The organism is Idiomarina abyssalis (assembly GCF_900116625.1).
Taxonomy (GTDB): Bacteria; Pseudomonadota; Gammaproteobacteria; order Enterobacterales; family Alteromonadaceae; genus Idiomarina; species Idiomarina abyssalis.
The window spans coordinates 25,125-40,821 of sequence record NZ_FPBE01000006.1 but is presented as its reverse complement, the minus strand read 5'-3'; the positions used below and the strand labels follow the sequence as shown (position 1 = coordinate 40,821).

Genomic DNA, 15,697 nt, shown 5'->3' with positions numbered 1-15,697 from the left:
AGCTAAAGCCCTACACTATTATTTAATTGTAAAATGGGTTGAATGATAGACAGCACAATAAAGAATACGATACCGGCCATAGTCACAATGAGCACCGGCTCGAATACCTTTAAACTGACCGATACCAAATTCTCAAACTCTTTATCCTGGTTATCTGCCGAGCGTTTCAGCATCTGCTCCAGTTCACCTGACTTCTCCCCAGCCGCTATCATATGCAGCATCATAGGTGGAAATAACCCGGTTTCCTGCAGCGCACCTCGCATTGAAGAGCCCTCGCGCACACGGTCAGCAGCTTCATCGACAGCCTGCCGTATGGCTAAATTGCCTATCACTGACGATGTAATGCGCAAGCCGTCAAGCAGCGGAACAGCAGAAGAAGTCAAAATACTGAGTGTTCTGGCAAAACGCGCCGTACTCACCCCTCTTATGACCTTACCCAGCATAGGAAGTTTTAACAGTCGACGATGATATTTCAGGCGGTTTTTTTCGTTTCGCAGCCACTGATTGAAAGCCACCAAAACTAAGGCGATAGCTATTAACAACCACAGCCCCCAGTTCTGCAAGAACTCACTTATGGCTATCATCGCCAGTGTTGTAGGGGGCAATTCCTGTCCCATAGTAGAGAAGTTATCCACTATCTGCGGCACAATAGACACCAACAGAAAGACAACAATACCAACTGCAACCAAAGTCAGCATGAGCGGATAAATAAGCGCCTGAGTCAACTGACTTTTCATGTGCTGCCGCTGCTCGGTATAGTTCGCCAGCTCATCCAGTACGGTGTCTAAATGCCCGGACTTTTCCCCGGCAGCCACCATGGCCGTATATAAGGAGTCAAATACCCCGGGAAACTCAGACATGGCTTCGGCCAGCCCGTAACCTTCAACGACTTTACTTCTTACTGACATTAGCAGCTTTTTAAGTCGTGGCTTCTCGGTTTGATCCGCAACAGCCAGCAGTGCCTGTTCAATAGGAAGTGCAGAACCCACCAGCGTAGACAACTGACGGGTTATAAGCGCTAAATCCTGAGCTTTAACTTTACGTTGAGGCAAGCCGAAACGCGGCGTTAAGGTTTTCTTTCTGTCCTGATCAGCTGCGGGGGCTATGCTCAATGGCATTAAGCCCTGCTCACGCAGCAACTGGCGCACCTGACGCTCAGTGTCAGCTTCTAAAACCCCTTTTTTCTTTCTGCCGTTAGCTTCAACAGCCTGGTATTCAAATGCTGCCACCCTTTACTCCTCGCGGGTAACCCGCAGCACTTCTTCCAGCGTTGTTTTGCCTTTCAGTACTTTAGCCAGACCATCCTGACGAATACCCGGAGTCGACTGTCTAATGTACTTTTCAATAGACTGCTCACCGTGCCCGTTATGCACTAACTCACGCACATGATCATCGACAACCAGTAATTCATGAATACCGGTCCGCCCACGGTAACCCGTATGATTACAACGTTCGCAGCTACCGGCCCGATAAATTACGCTGGTATCTGAGGCACTGAGCCCCAGCATATTTTTTTCTTCGTCGTCTGGCTCATGCGGCTGTTTGCACTCAGTACAAAGTGTTCGCACCAAACGCTGGGACAACACAGCCAGCAAGCTGGAGGACAGCAGAAACGGTTCAACGCCCATGTCTTCCAGACGGGTAATAGCACCTGCAGCGGTGTTGGTGTGTAAAGTAGAAAGTACCAGGTGGCCCGTTAAGGACGCCTGAACAGCAATTTGTGCCGTTTCAACGTCTCGTATTTCCCCGACCATTACAACATCAGGGTCCTGACGCAAAATAGCACGAAGTCCGCGAGCGAAAGTCATATCAACACGAGGGTTAACCTGAGTCTGACCAATGCCATCAATAGCGTATTCTATCGGATCTTCTACGGTCAGAATGTTACGGTCTTTTGAGTTGATCTCACTAAGGCCTGCATACAAGGTCGTACTTTTACCCGACCCCGTAGGGCCAGTCACCAAAATAATACCGTGCGGTTTATAAATCAGTTCCTGGAAAATTTTCCGGTTCTCGTCAGTCATTCCCAGTTCAGTTAAATTGAGCCGCGCGTTGTTTTTATCCAATAAACGCAGTACCACCCGTTCGCCATGGTTCGACGGCATGGTCGAAACACGAACATCTACCGCCCTGCCTGCAATTAATAATGAGATACGGCCATCCTGAGGCACCCGCTTTTCAGCGATATCCAGCTGCGCCATAACCTTTATTCGTGACACCAGCAGCGACGACAACTTGCGGTTTGGACGCAGCACTTCACGCAATACACCATCAATACGGAAACGAATTAATAAGGCTTTCTCGAAGGTTTCGATATGAATATCAGAAGCCCCTTCCTTTATCGCCTCACTCAGCATAGCGTTAATGAGCTTAATAATAGGCGCGTCGTCTTCACTTTCCAGCAAGTCTTCCGTTTGCGGTAACTCATCAGCCAGTGAAAATAGGTCCGACTCGTTGCCAATATCTTCCATCAGTTGTTTGGCTTCGGATGAGTCACGTTGATAAGCACGAGTTAACAGACTTTCAAAGTCACTGGCGGCGTGCTCTTTTATAGTTACCGGCTGCCCCATAGCACGCCGGACTTCCTTCAATGCGGCTGCAGAAATACCGGCGCGACAATGCAGAATCATGGGCTCGCCATGCTCCACGACCACGCCAAAACGCTTGGCGAAGCCAAAAGGCAGGCGGGTTGTTGCAATGGCACTAGCTTCAGTCATTTGTCGACTCATTGTTTTTGTCGTCGCTGCTTTCCTTACCCTTCTTCTCCAGATACTCATCAAATCCAGGAGGTAATGTCAGTTTGTTGTCCCAGTCATTAAGTAAAGGCGTTTCCTCAGTTGGCATCAATGAAATGCCGCGTGAGCGTTCATCCAGTTGCAAAGCCCTGATGTAGTTGTACTTGGCCGAGCTCAAATCTCGCATACGGTTGCCGTCACGCACAATTGTCGGGCGAATAAACACCATCAAATTTCGCTTTTGCTTAGAAGTTGATGTTGAACTGAATAACTTACCCAAAATAGGAATATCACCCAATAGAGGAACTTTGGATACCGACTCCTGCACGTCTTCATCAATCAGACCGCCAAGTACGATGGTTTCGCCATCGTCAGCCATCACTGTCGTTTTCAGTTCACGTTTATTAATAATAACGTCAACCGCTGTAGCACCGCTCAAGCTGGAAACTTCCTGCTCAATGGTCATTTGCACAGCATCCCCTTCGTTAATCTGAGGGGTAACTTTTAATTTGATACCTATCTCGGTCCGATCAACTGTCTGGAATGGGTTGTCATTGTTATCGCCAGTAGTTGAGCCGCTAATAGTCGGTACTTCCTGACCAACCAGAAAACTTGCTTCCTCGTTGTCCACTGTGACAATGCTGGGCGTTGCCAGAATATTGGAACGAGTATCCTGAGTGACGGCCTGTACGACAGCAGCCCAATCATTCTGAATTGTACCGAACATCATCCCGTTTACCGATCCGAGTAAATTCGCCAACAACGAAATATCGCCTGGCTCGTCGGGTTCTGTCGTCGTAACTTCGACACCGCCGTCCGTTATACGAGTGGTGGTGGTTCCTGGTCTTTCACGAGCCTGATAAGCCCCTGCCGCCAAACTGCCAATGGGAACCTGGTTACCATTGTTGTACTGCACCATGCCGCCATCTTCGCTAATCCATTGCACGCCAAAATCAACGCTATCGCCTTCCATAATTTCGACAATAATGGCTTCAACCTGAACTTGGGCGCGGCGAATATCTAACTCCCGAATCACCTTTTCCAGTGACGCCAGCATGTCTTTTTGCGCTGTAATAACAACCGAGTTAGTCGGTTCGTGCGGGCTGATACTAACCGTTTCATTACCGCTGCTACGGCGACGCTGACTGTTATTTCCGGTGCTTGTTTGCTGCTCTACTTCCGCCTGAATAGAGCTACTAACGTTCTTTAATACTTCAACAACCTCGGGAGCTTTGGCATATTTCAAATAGAAAACCCGTGTGTTTCCTTCGGTTTTTAAGTCCTGGTCCAGTTGTTTAATCAGTTTCACTACGCGAGAGCGGGCACGAGGCTCACCACTCACAATGACACTGTTACTGCGCTCATCGGCAACAATTTTCGGGATCAATAAAGCTGGCACACCCTCATTATTTTTTTCATAAAGCGACTGAGCAATGCGCACTATTTCACTGGCAGAAGCGTATTCCAGGCTGACCATGTCAACATCCTGATCGCCGGCCTGATCCACTCGCTCAATAATCTCGACTAAACGTTGCACCGTTTCTGAACGGCCGGTCATCATAATCACGTTAGAAGGGTCATAGCTGACGACCATGCCGCCCCCGCTTTGATCATTCAACTGGCGAAGCAAAGGAGCCAACTCACGCACTGATACGTTCTCTACCGGCACAACACGAGTTACCATAGTGTCGCCCGAGCCGCGGGTATCTCTGTCCAACACAGGCAGAGACGAGGTTTTTGCGTCTTTGTCACGAATCACTTTCAACACGCCAGATTCCATCTCGACAACGGCAAAACCATAAACTTCAAGCACATTCAGGAAAAACTGATAGTACTGCTCTTCATTCATGACATCGTAGCTGCGGACATCAATTTTGCCTCTGACGTTTGGATCGATAATGATGGTCTTCTCGAGGTTACGTCCAACCACCTGAATGAATTCGTTGATGTCGGTATTTTTGAAACTAGCGGCATACTCTTCGCTGCTTAATGGCGAGCTCATAAGGGTTAAAGTTATCCCTAAGGCTCCCAGCCATGCTTTTAAGCCACTCTTTGCCACGTTCATATTAATTATCCTGTTTTACCGGTAGCTCAAACGACAGCTCCATGCGTTCACCGTCGCGCTCAATTTCGATACTGACTTGCTTTTGCTCTGAGAGTTCCTGACTGGCCAGCATTGCTTGCTCCATATCGGTCAGGTCATAGCCATTAATGGCTACTGCTAAGTCACCGTTTTGAAAACCTGCGTCTCGAAACAATTCAGGGTTTTTACCCGAATTTAATTTATACCCTTTGAGTTCACCATTCGCCTGCACCGGTGAAATACTCACGTAATCCAGTAGAGAAGATGGGTTATTGGCAACCTGAGCCAACTGCTCCTCAACACTCGCATCGTCTGGCAAGTTGCTTTCATCAGCATTAGAACCTTCGTCATCTTCCGGGACCAAAGCCCCGTCACCATTTCCTGAACCATCAATAACCAGCGACAGTGCCGGTCTATCTTCGCCAATGTCTTCCATTTCAAGAGTTTCTAAACGTCCGTTATTATCAAGAATGACACGGTCAGCATGAATTTCTTCAACAGTGACAGATGAGCTACCAAGGTTCTCACCAATAACATAGGTTTGTTGCTTAGTTCCTTGCTGGATAATAGCGGCTGAACGCTCTGGATTAGAGCTGGCAGAAACCCCAATTAAGCGCACGTTTAATGATGTTTTTGGCGCGTTACGGGTATTCGTTGAACGGTCATTTCGCTCAGCGGCACCGAATAAGTTTAATGATTTTAAGCTACTTAAGTCAGTACTCCGGTTATCCGCAACGTCAACCGTCACTTTAGGCAGAACCGCAGTCCCCTCCGGTTCTGCCGGATTAATTAAAGACCAGGTAAAACGCGCCAGTAGTACTGCGACCAAAAACCACGCGAATGCCGTGAGCGCCTGCATTAATCTGCGCCACATTTGAGGATCTGTAAATATTTGTTTGAGTCGGACAGTCACTTTATTCTTATTCTTGTTACACTGACAAAAGACGATTCATGCATTCTAGCGCAGGCAACATGAGTCAACAATCGATTAACACAAAGTTTATAACGAATTCGTTGCGTTTTTATGACAAGAAATCGAAAAGAGAACTCTATTCGCCTTGATAAATGGCTATGGGCAGCCCGGTTTTATAAGACCAGAGCACTTGCCCGGCAAATGGTTCAGTCAGGCAAAGTACATTATGAGGGACAGCGTAGCAAACCTTCAAAAATTGTACAGGTGGGTGCTTTTATTACTTTGCGCCAGGGCTTTGATACCAAAGAAGTCGAAGTAATGGCTTTGAGTGAGCAGCGCCGGGGCGCAAGTGAAGCTCAGCTGCTCTATCAGGAAACCGCAGAAAGCGTTGAAAAGCGCGAACAAAATGCTGAAGCAAGAAAGCTTAATGCGTTGTATAATCCGCACCCGGAAGGACGGCCGGATAAGAAGCAGCGCCGTCAACTTATCAGAATGAAAGATAGCGGCGAGTAAGCCCCTGTCGTCGATAAATAGGAGTGCCCATGGAATACCCAACTGATCAATTGTCACGTTACACCTTTGAAGAGCACGATGTGCGCGGTGAACTCGTTCAGTTGACCAGCAGTTACCAAACCTTAATTCGTGGTCACGATTACCCGGCACCGGTTCAGGAGTTACTGGGGCAGATGATGGCGGCAGTATCCTTACTGACGGCAACATTAAAATTTAACGGCCACATAGCCGTTCAGCTTCAGGGTGACGGGCCGCTTAATTTTATCGCAGTTAATGGTAACCATAATCAGGAGCTCCGGGGCATTGCACGGTTAAGAAGCGAGCTTGAAGCTACAGATCTGCGCTCAATGATAGGCAAAGGTCAGCTTGTTATCACTTTAACGCCGGATACCGGTGAGCGCTATCAGGGTGTCGTAAGTGCTGACGCCGACTCAATTTCCACCATGCTGGAAAACTACTTTGAACAATCAGAACAGCTGCACACTCGAGTCTGGCTACACGCCGACGGCGAGCATGCTGCCGGCATGTTACTGCAACGCTTACCCGCTACCGGAAAAGACTTAAGCGGCTTCGAGCACCTGGCAACTCTGACCGACACTATTACGGCAAAAGAAATTTATACCTTGCCTGCTGAAGAGTTGTTGCATCGCCTTTATCACGAAGAAAAAGTCCATCTGTACCCGTCACAAGGCGTCAGCTTTGTTTGTGGTTGTTCGCGTGAACGAACATTAGAGGCTTTGGCGTCAGTAAGCCCTGAAGAAATTCAGGAAATTTTGGCGCAAGAGGGTGAAATTGTCATGACTTGCGATTATTGCCTGACGGAATATCGCTTTGCGCCTTCAGACTTTAATTAATCAATAAAAAAGCCTGCAGTTTTTGCAGGCTTCTTTCTATCAAAACTACTTTTTCTTTTTCAGGAACTTCATCAAACGCCGGCGCTTTCGCTGCTGCGATAACGTCAGTTGGTTTTTCTTTCCTTCATACGGGTTAACCGGCTCGCGGAATTCCACTTTTATCGGCGTTCCCATGACGCCCAGCGCTTTACGGAAGTAATTAATGAGATAACGCTGGTAAGCGCCAGGTAAATCTTTAACCTGATTACCATGAATAATAATACGTGGTGGGTTATAGCCCCCGGCATGCGCGTACTTTAACTTCACCCGGCGGCCGCTAACCAATGGCGGCTGATGTTCTTCCTGCGCCATTTCCATAATTTTAGTCAGCTTAGAGGTGCTAATTCGCTGAGTTGCACTTTTGTAGGCTTCTTCCACTGACTCGAACAAATGCCCTACACCAGTACCGTGCAAAGCAGAGATAAAATGTAACCGTGCAAAATCGACAAAACCTAAGCGACGATCAAGCTCGCGCTTTATCTCTTCTTTGTGGTCGTTTTGCAGACCATCCCATTTGTTCACTGCAATAACAATTGAACGGCCGGCATTTAATGCAAAGCCAATAAGGTTAAGGTCCTGGTCACTGATAGTCTCACGCGCATCAACAACAATCAGGACAACGTTTGCATCCTCAATCGCCTGCAATGTCTTGACCACAGAGAACTTCTCAATAGCCTCGCCAATACGACCTCTGCGACGCACCCCGGCCGTATCTATCAGGACATATTCGCGTTCGTTGCGTTGCATGGGGATATAAACCGAATCACGCGTGGTGCCCGGCATGTCGTAAACAACAACCCGTTCCTCACCCAGTATTCGGTTAATTAAAGTTGATTTACCAACATTAGGACGGCCGACAATAGCCAGCTTTAACGGCAGCTTTTCGTAATCGATTTCGTCATGCTCAAGCTCTTCAGACTCAACGTCCCTGGGCACAATAACATCAGGATAGTCTTCCGCTATTGGTCTAAAGCAGGTTTCTAATAACTGCTCAACCCCTCGCCCATGAGCTGCAGCGATACCATAGAGTTCACCCAAAGACAGCGAATAAAAGTCGCCCATCGCAGAGTGCGCATCGATGCCGTCAATTTTATTACAGACTAAATAAACTTTTTTATTTTGCTTACGCAAATGTTCCGCAATAGCCTGATCGCCAACGGTCACACCGTCGCGGGCATCGACCATAAAGAGAACGACATCGGCTTCATCAACAGCAAGCAGGGACTGCTTTGCCATTTCTTCATCAATGCCCTCTTCATCGCCATGAATACCACCGGTATCAATAACAATAAACTGAAAACCGTCGTAATTTGCCTGACCGTATTTCCTGTCCCGGGTTAACCCGGGAAAGTCCGCTACCAGTGCGTCGCGTGTCCGCGTTAAACGATTAAAAAGCGTGGATTTTCCCACATTTGGGCGCCCAACCAGCGCGACAACAGGTAACATCTCTTATTAATTTCCTGATTGAATATCGAGCGCGATGATATCACCGTCCCGAGTCTGTACATACATAATGTTGTTATCAACAACCGGGGCTACATAAACACCATCGCCACCGACTTCATAACGGCCTACAATATTGCCGCTGTCGCTATCTAACCAATGCAAGTAACCTTCAAAGTCACCGACAACAACGTGATCACGATGCCATGCAGGCGCACTTAACTCACGTCCGAACAGCTGTGAATTACCCCAGCGTTCTACACCACCGCTTTGGTCTAGTGCATAAACGTGGCTTTTCACATCAGTTAAAAATATCCGGCCATTGGTTACCAGCATATTTTCAAAGGCTTTGTAGTCGCGTTTCCAGCGTACTTCGCCATCTCTTAACTCCAGTGCAACCAGCTCACCGTTAAACGCAATCATGTACAACGTAGTACCCTGAACCGCTGGCTTCGCATCAACATCCGCCAGACGCTCGAGCTCATTGCTTCCGCTTGGCTTACCAATGGTTTGAGTCCATGCCTGCTGTCCATTATTGGCAATAAGTACCATGCCTGTACCATTGCTGTCTCCAACAACAATACCGCCACTAATAATGGCTGGTGCAGAGGCACCACGAATGGTCAGCATCGGAGCCTGATATTCGTATTCCCATTGCTGCTCGCCAGTTTCCGCATCCAGGCTCAGAACTTTTCCGCCACCAGTATGCACAACGACGCGTCCTTCACCGACAGCGGGGTCTGAAATAACTTCGTTATTGACTTCGGCATGCCAGACAATTTCACCATTTTCAGCATTTAGTGCAACGACATCACCGTTCTCTGTTCCCAGAAAAATACGGTCATAACTCGCCACTAAACCACCTGAAATACGTGCAGGGAATGGGCTTGAGAAAATACCGCTAAACCAACCTTCATCGGTTGCCTGGTCAAACTGAATACTCTCACGTAAATCAATTCGCCATAAGCGCTCACCTGTGGACTTATCAAAAGCGCTGACTAATCCATTGCGATCAGCGGCAAAAACTTTGCCGTACTCAACCACAGGGTTCAGCCGGGAGAAGTGTTCGCCGATACCACTACCAACAGAGGCGTCCCATAAAACCTCCGGCTGTATTTCCGAAGAAATGGGCTGTAACTCAGCAAATTTCGGTTCTTCGTCATCGTCACCAAAAATAGAGCAACCGGTGACAAGAAGAGTGGCAGAGAATAATAAGCTGCCTTTAATAAAGCGTTGAATCAATTGCATTATGACTTAGCCAGACTGTTGAGTTTCATTTGCAGAGCCGGAGTCAGTGACTCGCCTGCCTGCAATGCGCGTTCATAGGCTGCCCGGGCTTCTTCGGTATTGCCCTGTTCAGCAAGTATGTCACCTTCTAACTCCGCCGCAAAACCAGCGTAAGCTTCAGGTAAAGGCTTTTTAACTAGGCTTAAAGCCGTGTCCAGTTGTTCCTGAGCAATTAACACCCGAGCCAAACGAATGCTGGCCAAAGCTGACATGTTTTCGTCATCAGCGTTATCTACAACGGATTGTAAAACGGTGACTGCCGTTGCCAGATCAGCGCGTTCAGCTGCATGCTGTGCCAATTGAAACGCGACAAGCTGTGCGTATACGTTTTCTGGGTTTTCGCTGACAAAGTTCTGAGCTTCGAGTACGGCGTTCTCGCTGCCTTCAGATAAGCCCGAGGTTAATTGTTCATAGTTTGCTGACGCACGCTCCTGCGTTTCCAGTGTATGCTGATCGTAGTAACGCCAACCGTAAAACAAACCAAAGCCAATGACTACACCGGCAACAATACCTTTACCGTGTTCTTTCCAGAACTCTTTTAAACGTTCTACTTGTTGTTCTTCATCCACCTGACTACCCTCTCGTCATTGGTTGCAGATACTCAATTAGTGCCTGCCAGCCCAGAGTTTGTTGTTCTTCAGCAGTACGCAACGGTTTTACCGTTACTTGCTGCTGAGCGATTTCATCAGCACCGATAATCAGAGCAACCTCAGCACCTGACTTATCAGCTTTTTTCATTTGCTTTTTCATGGAACCGCCGCCACAGTGGCTTACCAGCCGCAGTTCCGGTAACTCATTTCTCAGCTGTTCGGCAATTCGCGGGGCGTTTAGTTCCGCTTCTTCGCCTAACGGCATTAAGTAAGCATCAACGACTCGTCTTGGGGTCAGCTTTTCTTGCTCCTGCAGTAGCAGCACAAGACGTTCCATACCCATTGCGAAGCCAACCGCAGGCGTTGCTTTACCGCCTAACTGTTCAACCAGACCATCATAACGACCGCCTGCACAAACAGTACCCTGAGCACCTAAGGCTGTGGTTACCCATTCAAACACGGTACGGTTATAATAATCCAGACCACGCACCAAACGTTCGTTCAGGGTATAGGAAATACCAGCCGCTTCCAGACGAGCCGTTAATTGCTCGAAGTGTTCTTTCGATTCTGCGTCCCAGTATTCCGACAGGCTAGGCGCACCTTCAAGAATCTTTTGAGTGTTTTCATCTTTACTATCCAGAATACGCAGCGGGTTGCTTTCCAGCCGGCGTTTACTGTCTTCATCCAACTCGCTAATGTAGTCAGATAAATAATTTTTCAACGCATCCCGATAATTCGCCCGTGCTTCATTAGACCCTAAAGAGTTCAGTTGCAGTTCAACCTGATCGGCAATACCAAACTCACGCCATAGCCTGGCAGAAAGCAGAATGACTTCAGCGTCGGCATCAGCGCTTTCTAAACCAAAGGTTTCAATACCAAACTGGTGAAATTGACGGTAACGGCCTTTTTGCGGGCGTTCGTAACGGAACATGGGCCCCATGTACCACAAACGCTGAATTTGGTTATACAGCAAACCGTGTTGGTTCCCTGCACGAACACAGCTGGCCGTTCCCTCAGGGCGTAAAGTGACACTTTCACCGTTACGGTCGTCGAAAGTGTACATTTCCTTCTCGACAATATCCGTTACTTCGCCAATTGAACGTTTAAAAAGTTGCGTACTTTCCAGCACAGGCATACGGATTTCGCTATAGCCGTAGCTTGCAGCAACACGGCGTATTACTGCTTCAACCTGCTGCCAGGCCGGACTCTGCTCTGGCAACAAATCATTCATGCCACGAATTGCTTGTATTGTATTCGCCACGGAACCTTCTCGTCTGGTTATCGATACAGAAAATAAGCGGGTATTATAAGGACTTTGTCGATGCGGGTAAAATCAACCGTTAATTTCTTTTACGTCAATTTTATTAGCTTCAATAAACTTCACTTGCTCGCGAATTTGCGCTTCCAGCTCATCCACTAAATTATGGTTATCTAAACGTTGTTTCTGGCGTGCACCACCAATATACAAACCACTTTTATTTTTAGCGCCGGCAAGACCAACATGAGATATCAAGGCTTCGCCCGGACCATTAACAACACAGCCTATTACCGAAACATCCATAGGCGTGGTTATATCCTCCAGACGCTGTTCCAGCTCATTAACCGTGCTAATTACATCAAACTCCTGACGCGAACAGCTTGGGCAGGCAATAAAGTTGATACCACGAGCCCGAATGCGCAATGACTTCAGAATGTCGAATCCCACTTTAATTTCTTCGACTGGGTCGGCCGCTAGCGAAACCCGAAGCGTGTCACCAATGCCTTCGGCGAGCAGCATACCTAAGCCTACTGACGATTTAACGGCGCCGCTGCGTTTACCACCCGCTTCGGTAATACCTAAGTGCAGTGGCTGGTCTATCTTCTTCGCAAGCAGACGGTAGGAGTCAACGGCTAAAAACACATCGGATGCTTTAACGCTCACTTTAAAGTCGTGAAAGTCGAGTTTGTCGAGAATATCGACATGCCGCATGGCAGACTCAACTAAGGCTTCAGCCGTAGGCTCACCATACTTTTCCTGTAAGTCTTTTTCCAACGACCCGCCATTAACACCGATGCGAATTGGAATGTTGCGCTCACGCGCAGCATCAACAACGGCTTTGATTCTGTCTTCACGACCAATGTTGCCCGGGTTAATGCGTAAACAGTCAGCGCCGTATTCAGCAACTTTTAGTGCTATGCGATAATCGAAGTGAATGTCAGTAACCAGAGGGACAGGGCTGCGTAATTTGATTTGTTTGAAAGCTTCCGCCGCTTCCATTGTCGGTACCGAAACCCGAACAATATCAGCTCCGGCCTGAGCCAACGCATCAATTTGAGCAACGGTAGCATCAACATCGGTTGTTTCAGTATTTGTCATAGACTGCACAGCAATCGGTGCGCCATCGCCAATAGGTACATTACCTACATACAAACGGCGTGAAGGACGGCGTTTAATTGGATTTTCGTGCATCATAACCTTAAATTGACCTCTACTACTCTGTCGGCACGGTAAAGCGCGCAACACGACCCGTACGGAACTGGCTCATATCAACGGCATTACCGTTAAAGCTTACGTTAACTGCTTCTGGTTTACATAGTGTAACCGAAAATGGGGCCTCGCCCGGTACCGGCATGCGATAGCCCGCTGCTTTCACACCAACGGCCTGAGTTTCACCGGTAGCGTCATCAATTTTCACCCAACATTCTTCATTAAAGTCTAAAACCAAACTGGCTGAACTTGCTTCAGGCTGCTCAGATTGCTCTGCCGGCACTTGAGCGGCTTCCACCGGCTCAGCATCAGCTTCTGTTGGCTGAGCTTCAGGCGTGGCTTCTTCAGTATTCTCAAGAGACTCCGGATCATTATTTGTCTCTTCGGTAACCGGCTCAGCATCTGCGAGAGTGCCGTCCGCCGACTCGCTACTCAATTCTTCGTCTTCCGTAGCCGGTTCCTGAACAGACTCAACAGCGACGTTAGTGTCTTCAGTCTCAACATCGGACTCTAATACAGCGTCTTCTTCGTCAGGCCGAATTTGTGGCTCGGTCGGCTGATTCGAAATTTCGATACCGCCAACACTGTCGGCTTCATCATCGGCATCCGTCGGAGCAACTTCTGAACTTTCCTGAGTGCCGTTAGCTTTTTCATTAAAACCAAGGTCAGGCTCCTGCCACCACCAAATAACTAAGGCAATAACAACAATAATGACCACGTATGTAATCAGCATTAAGCGGTTATCGTTTTCCTGATGCTTCTTACGTCGTGAAAAGCTCTGCATCTGGCTACTTTGAACTTCTTGAAAGCCTTTTGCTTTGTAGGCCTGAAATAACTCAGTGTCGTCCAGATCCAGTAACTTGGCGTAAGCTCGTAAATAACCTTTAATAAAAGTTGGCGTCGAAAAAGTTGAGTAGTCATCGACTTCCAGCAACTCAATGATCTGCTTTCTCAAACGCAGTTGGTCTGCAACCTCGCGTTGGCTTAGGCCTTTTGCTTCACGAGCTTCTTTTAGTATTTGTCCAGGACCCTTGCTCGGCGTTTGTTCTGTTTCTTTTACCGCTTCAGGTTCTGTTTTTTCGTTATCTTGTGTTGGTTCGTTTTCAGCAGTCATGATTGTAAGGGGTTTCCCTGTTATGGTTGAGCTGCGTCGTGACTTCCTCGTGCCAGGCATTCGGCTCTGTTTTTCCTGGCCCGGTCGTGATGTGAATACTTACTATCCAACCTCACTTTATCAAAATACGTCAGTGCTGTTTTCCAGTCACCAGCCACACACAGTGCAACCGCATAGTTATTGTACAATGCACCGCTCATAGGTTGCCATGATAATGCCTGTTGGTAAAGTGACAAAGCTGAATCAACGTCATTTGTCGATAAATACCATTGCCCTAAGGCAAGGTTGGCATCCAGAGACTGAGGGTTATTCTTTAATGCGGTTTGCAAATGTGGATGCGCAAGTTTTAACTTCCCTTGCGCTAAGTAAGCAAGTCCCAGCTGCAACCGTACATCTTTACCCTCAGAAACCGACTGTTCAGGGTTAGCGGTACAACCATATAGCACTACGGCTATCAATAATAAAGCGGCTCGCATTATCACACTCCTTGTGCCTGCGATTCTGTTAATTTACGCGGTCTTTACAGCTATTGCTTCTCCACCACGCTGTTTCTGCTGACGCTTCAGTATGCGTTTTGTACGATCAATGACATCGCCGACCAATTGTCCGCAAGCTGCGTCAATATCGTCACCCCGGGTTTTTCTTACCATTACAGTAAACCCATACTCCATCAGTACCTTAGCAAAACGGTCAATACGCGAGTTGCTGGAACGGCCGTAGTCCGAGCCCGGGAAAGGGTTAAACGGAATAAGATTAATTTTACTTGGGGTATCTTTTAATGTTTTCGCCAGCGCATGCGCTTGATCGGTTGAATCATTCACATGGTCCAGCATGACATACTCTACCGTTACTTTACGCTGAGCTTTTGACTGCTCAACATAACGACGGCTCGATGCCAGAAATTCTTCAATATTGTACTTCTTATTAACAGGTACAATTTCGTTACGGAGTTCATCGTCTGGTGCATGCAGCGAAATTGCCAGCATGACATCAATGCGTTCACGTAACTTTTCCAATGCGGGAACAACACCGGAAGTACTTAAAGTGACACGACGCTTTGATAAACCAAAGCCCAGGTCATCTAACATTAACTCCATTGCCGGAACAACATTGTTTAAGTTAAGCAGTGGTTCACCCATGCCCATCATGACAACGTTCGTTACGGGTTTAATTCCGGTTTTTCCATAAGCCCCTAACAGCTGGTTCACCCGCCACACCTGGCCGATAATTTCTGCCACACTGAGGTTACGGTTAAAGCCCTGAGCCCCTGTAGAACAGAAAGTGCACTCTAATGCACAACCAACCTGAGAGGACACGCACAAAGTAGCGCGGTCACCTTCGGGTATCCATACCGTTTCCACGTCCTGACCGTCGAACAAAGTCATCGCAAACTTGATGGTGCCATCTGACGACTGCTGTTGTTCACGAATTTCAGGTGCGCGAATCTCGGCTACTTGCTTGAGCTTTTCACGCAAAGCTTTATTGAGATTCGTCATCTCATCAAAGTCATCGACACAAAAGTGATACAGCCATTTCATAACCTGTTCAGCACGAAACGGTTTCTCACCCATTTCACGAAAGAATTCTTTAATTCCCTCACGATTCAGGTCGAGTAAGTTCACTTTTTTATCTATTGCGTTGGTCATAAAGCTCCAATGT

At 47.7% G+C, this 15,697-nt stretch carries 14 protein-coding genes; 2 read left to right on the top strand and 12 right to left on the bottom strand.

Annotated elements, in window-relative coordinates:
- Positions 1–2: 2 nt before the first annotated feature.
- The 4 genes from gspF to gspC are packed head-to-tail and all read right to left on the bottom strand — an operon-like array spanning position 3 to position 5,692.
- On the bottom strand, positions 3–1,229 hold the full coding sequence (gspF, locus tag BM359_RS10625) for a type II secretion system inner membrane protein GspF (RefSeq protein ID WP_054489312.1): 1,227 nt from the start codon (positions 1,227–1,229) through the stop codon (positions 3–5).
- A gap of 3 nt (positions 1,230–1,232) precedes the next feature.
- Positions 1,233–2,717: a type II secretion system ATPase GspE gene (gene gspE / locus BM359_RS10620; protein WP_054489314.1), complete on the bottom strand. Its 1,485-nt coding sequence runs from the start codon at positions 2,715–2,717 to the stop codon at positions 1,233–1,235.
- Positions 2,710–4,800 (bottom strand): type II secretion system secretin GspD, encoded by a 2,091-nt coding sequence (gene gspD / locus BM359_RS10615; RefSeq protein ID WP_054489315.1) that lies wholly within the window; start codon positions 4,798–4,800, stop codon positions 2,710–2,712. The genes gspE and gspD overlap by 8 nt, the downstream gene beginning before the upstream one ends.
- A 1-nt stretch (position 4,801) precedes the next feature.
- A complete protein-coding gene (gene gspC / locus BM359_RS10610) occupies positions 4,802–5,692 on the bottom strand; it encodes a type II secretion system protein GspC (protein ID WP_054489317.1) in 891 nt (296 codons plus the stop codon).
- Positions 5,693–5,842: 150 nt separating this feature from the next.
- On the opposite strand from gspC, the gene hslR reads away from it, so the two are divergent.
- Both hslR and hslO read left to right on the top strand, forming a co-directional pair.
- On the top strand, positions 5,843–6,244 hold the full coding sequence (hslR, locus tag BM359_RS10605; RefSeq protein WP_054489319.1) for a ribosome-associated heat shock protein Hsp15: 402 nt from the start codon (positions 5,843–5,845) through the stop codon (positions 6,242–6,244).
- Positions 6,245–6,273: 29 nt separating this feature from the next.
- Positions 6,274–7,098, top strand: a complete 825-nt coding sequence (hslO, locus tag BM359_RS10600; RefSeq protein WP_054489321.1) for an Hsp33 family molecular chaperone HslO — start codon at positions 6,274–6,276, stop codon at positions 7,096–7,098.
- Between the two features lie 45 nt (positions 7,099–7,143).
- On the opposite strand, the gene der is transcribed toward hslO, so the two are convergent.
- From der to rlmN, 8 genes are all read right to left on the bottom strand, one after another.
- A complete protein-coding gene (der, locus tag BM359_RS10595) occupies positions 7,144–8,583 on the bottom strand; it encodes a ribosome biogenesis GTPase Der (RefSeq protein WP_054489323.1) in 1,440 nt (479 codons plus the stop codon).
- Positions 8,584–8,589: 6 nt separating this feature from the next.
- Positions 8,590–9,828, bottom strand: coding sequence for an outer membrane protein assembly factor BamB (bamB, locus tag BM359_RS10590; RefSeq protein ID WP_054489325.1), 1,239 nt, complete (start codon positions 9,826–9,828; stop codon positions 8,590–8,592).
- The gene (locus BM359_RS10585) at positions 9,828–10,436 is read right to left on the bottom strand and encodes a YfgM family protein (RefSeq protein WP_054489327.1); all 609 of its coding nucleotides are present in this window, start codon (positions 10,434–10,436) and stop codon (positions 9,828–9,830) included. Before BM359_RS10585 ends, bamB begins: the two co-directional genes overlap by 1 nt.
- A 4-nt stretch (positions 10,437–10,440) precedes the next feature.
- Positions 10,441–11,718 carry a histidine--tRNA ligase gene (hisS, locus tag BM359_RS10580; protein WP_074930867.1) on the bottom strand — a complete coding sequence of 426 codons (1,278 nt, stop codon included), beginning with the start codon at positions 11,716–11,718 and terminating at the stop codon, positions 10,441–10,443.
- 72 nt (positions 11,719–11,790) lie between these two features.
- Complete coding sequence (gene ispG / locus BM359_RS10575) at positions 11,791–12,909, bottom strand: flavodoxin-dependent (E)-4-hydroxy-3-methylbut-2-enyl-diphosphate synthase (protein WP_054489331.1); 1,119 nt, start codon at positions 12,907–12,909, stop codon at positions 11,791–11,793.
- Positions 12,910–12,928: 19 nt separating this feature from the next.
- Positions 12,929–14,038: a RodZ domain-containing protein gene (locus BM359_RS10570; RefSeq protein ID WP_054489333.1), complete on the bottom strand. Its 1,110-nt coding sequence runs from the start codon at positions 14,036–14,038 to the stop codon at positions 12,929–12,931.
- A gap of 20 nt (positions 14,039–14,058) precedes the next feature.
- Positions 14,059–14,514, bottom strand: a complete 456-nt coding sequence (locus BM359_RS10565; RefSeq protein ID WP_054489336.1) for a tetratricopeptide repeat protein — start codon at positions 14,512–14,514, stop codon at positions 14,059–14,061.
- Between the two features lie 33 nt (positions 14,515–14,547).
- Positions 14,548–15,684: a dual-specificity RNA methyltransferase RlmN gene (rlmN, locus tag BM359_RS10560; RefSeq protein WP_054489338.1), complete on the bottom strand. Its 1,137-nt coding sequence runs from the start codon at positions 15,682–15,684 to the stop codon at positions 14,548–14,550.
- Positions 15,685–15,697 lie beyond the last annotated feature (13 nt).

Bases quoted from the DNA above. Each gene is read 5' to 3' on its own strand.
- gspE (WP_054489314.1), bottom strand. From the start codon at position 2,717: ATGACTGAAGCTAGTGCCATTGCAACAACCCGCCTGCCTTTTGGCTTC.
- gspD (WP_054489315.1), bottom strand. From the start codon at position 4,800: ATGAACGTGGCAAAGAGTGGCTTAAAAGCATGGCTGGGAGCCTTAGGG.
- gspC (WP_054489317.1), bottom strand. From the start codon at position 5,692: ATGTGGCGCAGATTAATGCAGGCGCTCACGGCATTCGCGTGGTTTTTG.
- hslR (WP_054489319.1), top strand. From the start codon at position 5,843: ATGACAAGAAATCGAAAAGAGAACTCTATTCGCCTTGATAAATGGCTA.
- hslO (WP_054489321.1), top strand. From the start codon at position 6,274: ATGGAATACCCAACTGATCAATTGTCACGTTACACCTTTGAAGAGCAC.
- der (WP_054489323.1), bottom strand. From the start codon at position 8,583: ATGTTACCTGTTGTCGCGCTGGTTGGGCGCCCAAATGTGGGAAAATCC.
- bamB (WP_054489325.1), bottom strand. From the start codon at position 9,828: ATGCAATTGATTCAACGCTTTATTAAAGGCAGCTTATTATTCTCTGCC.
- ispG (WP_054489331.1), bottom strand. From the start codon at position 12,909: ATGATGCACGAAAATCCAATTAAACGCCGTCCTTCACGCCGTTTGTAT.
- BM359_RS10570 (WP_054489333.1), bottom strand. From the start codon at position 14,038: ATGACTGCTGAAAACGAACCAACACAAGATAACGAAAAAACAGAACCT.
- BM359_RS10565 (WP_054489336.1), bottom strand. From the start codon at position 14,514: ATGCGAGCCGCTTTATTATTGATAGCCGTAGTGCTATATGGTTGTACC.
- rlmN (WP_054489338.1), bottom strand. From the start codon at position 15,684: ATGACCAACGCAATAGATAAAAAAGTGAACTTACTCGACCTGAATCGT.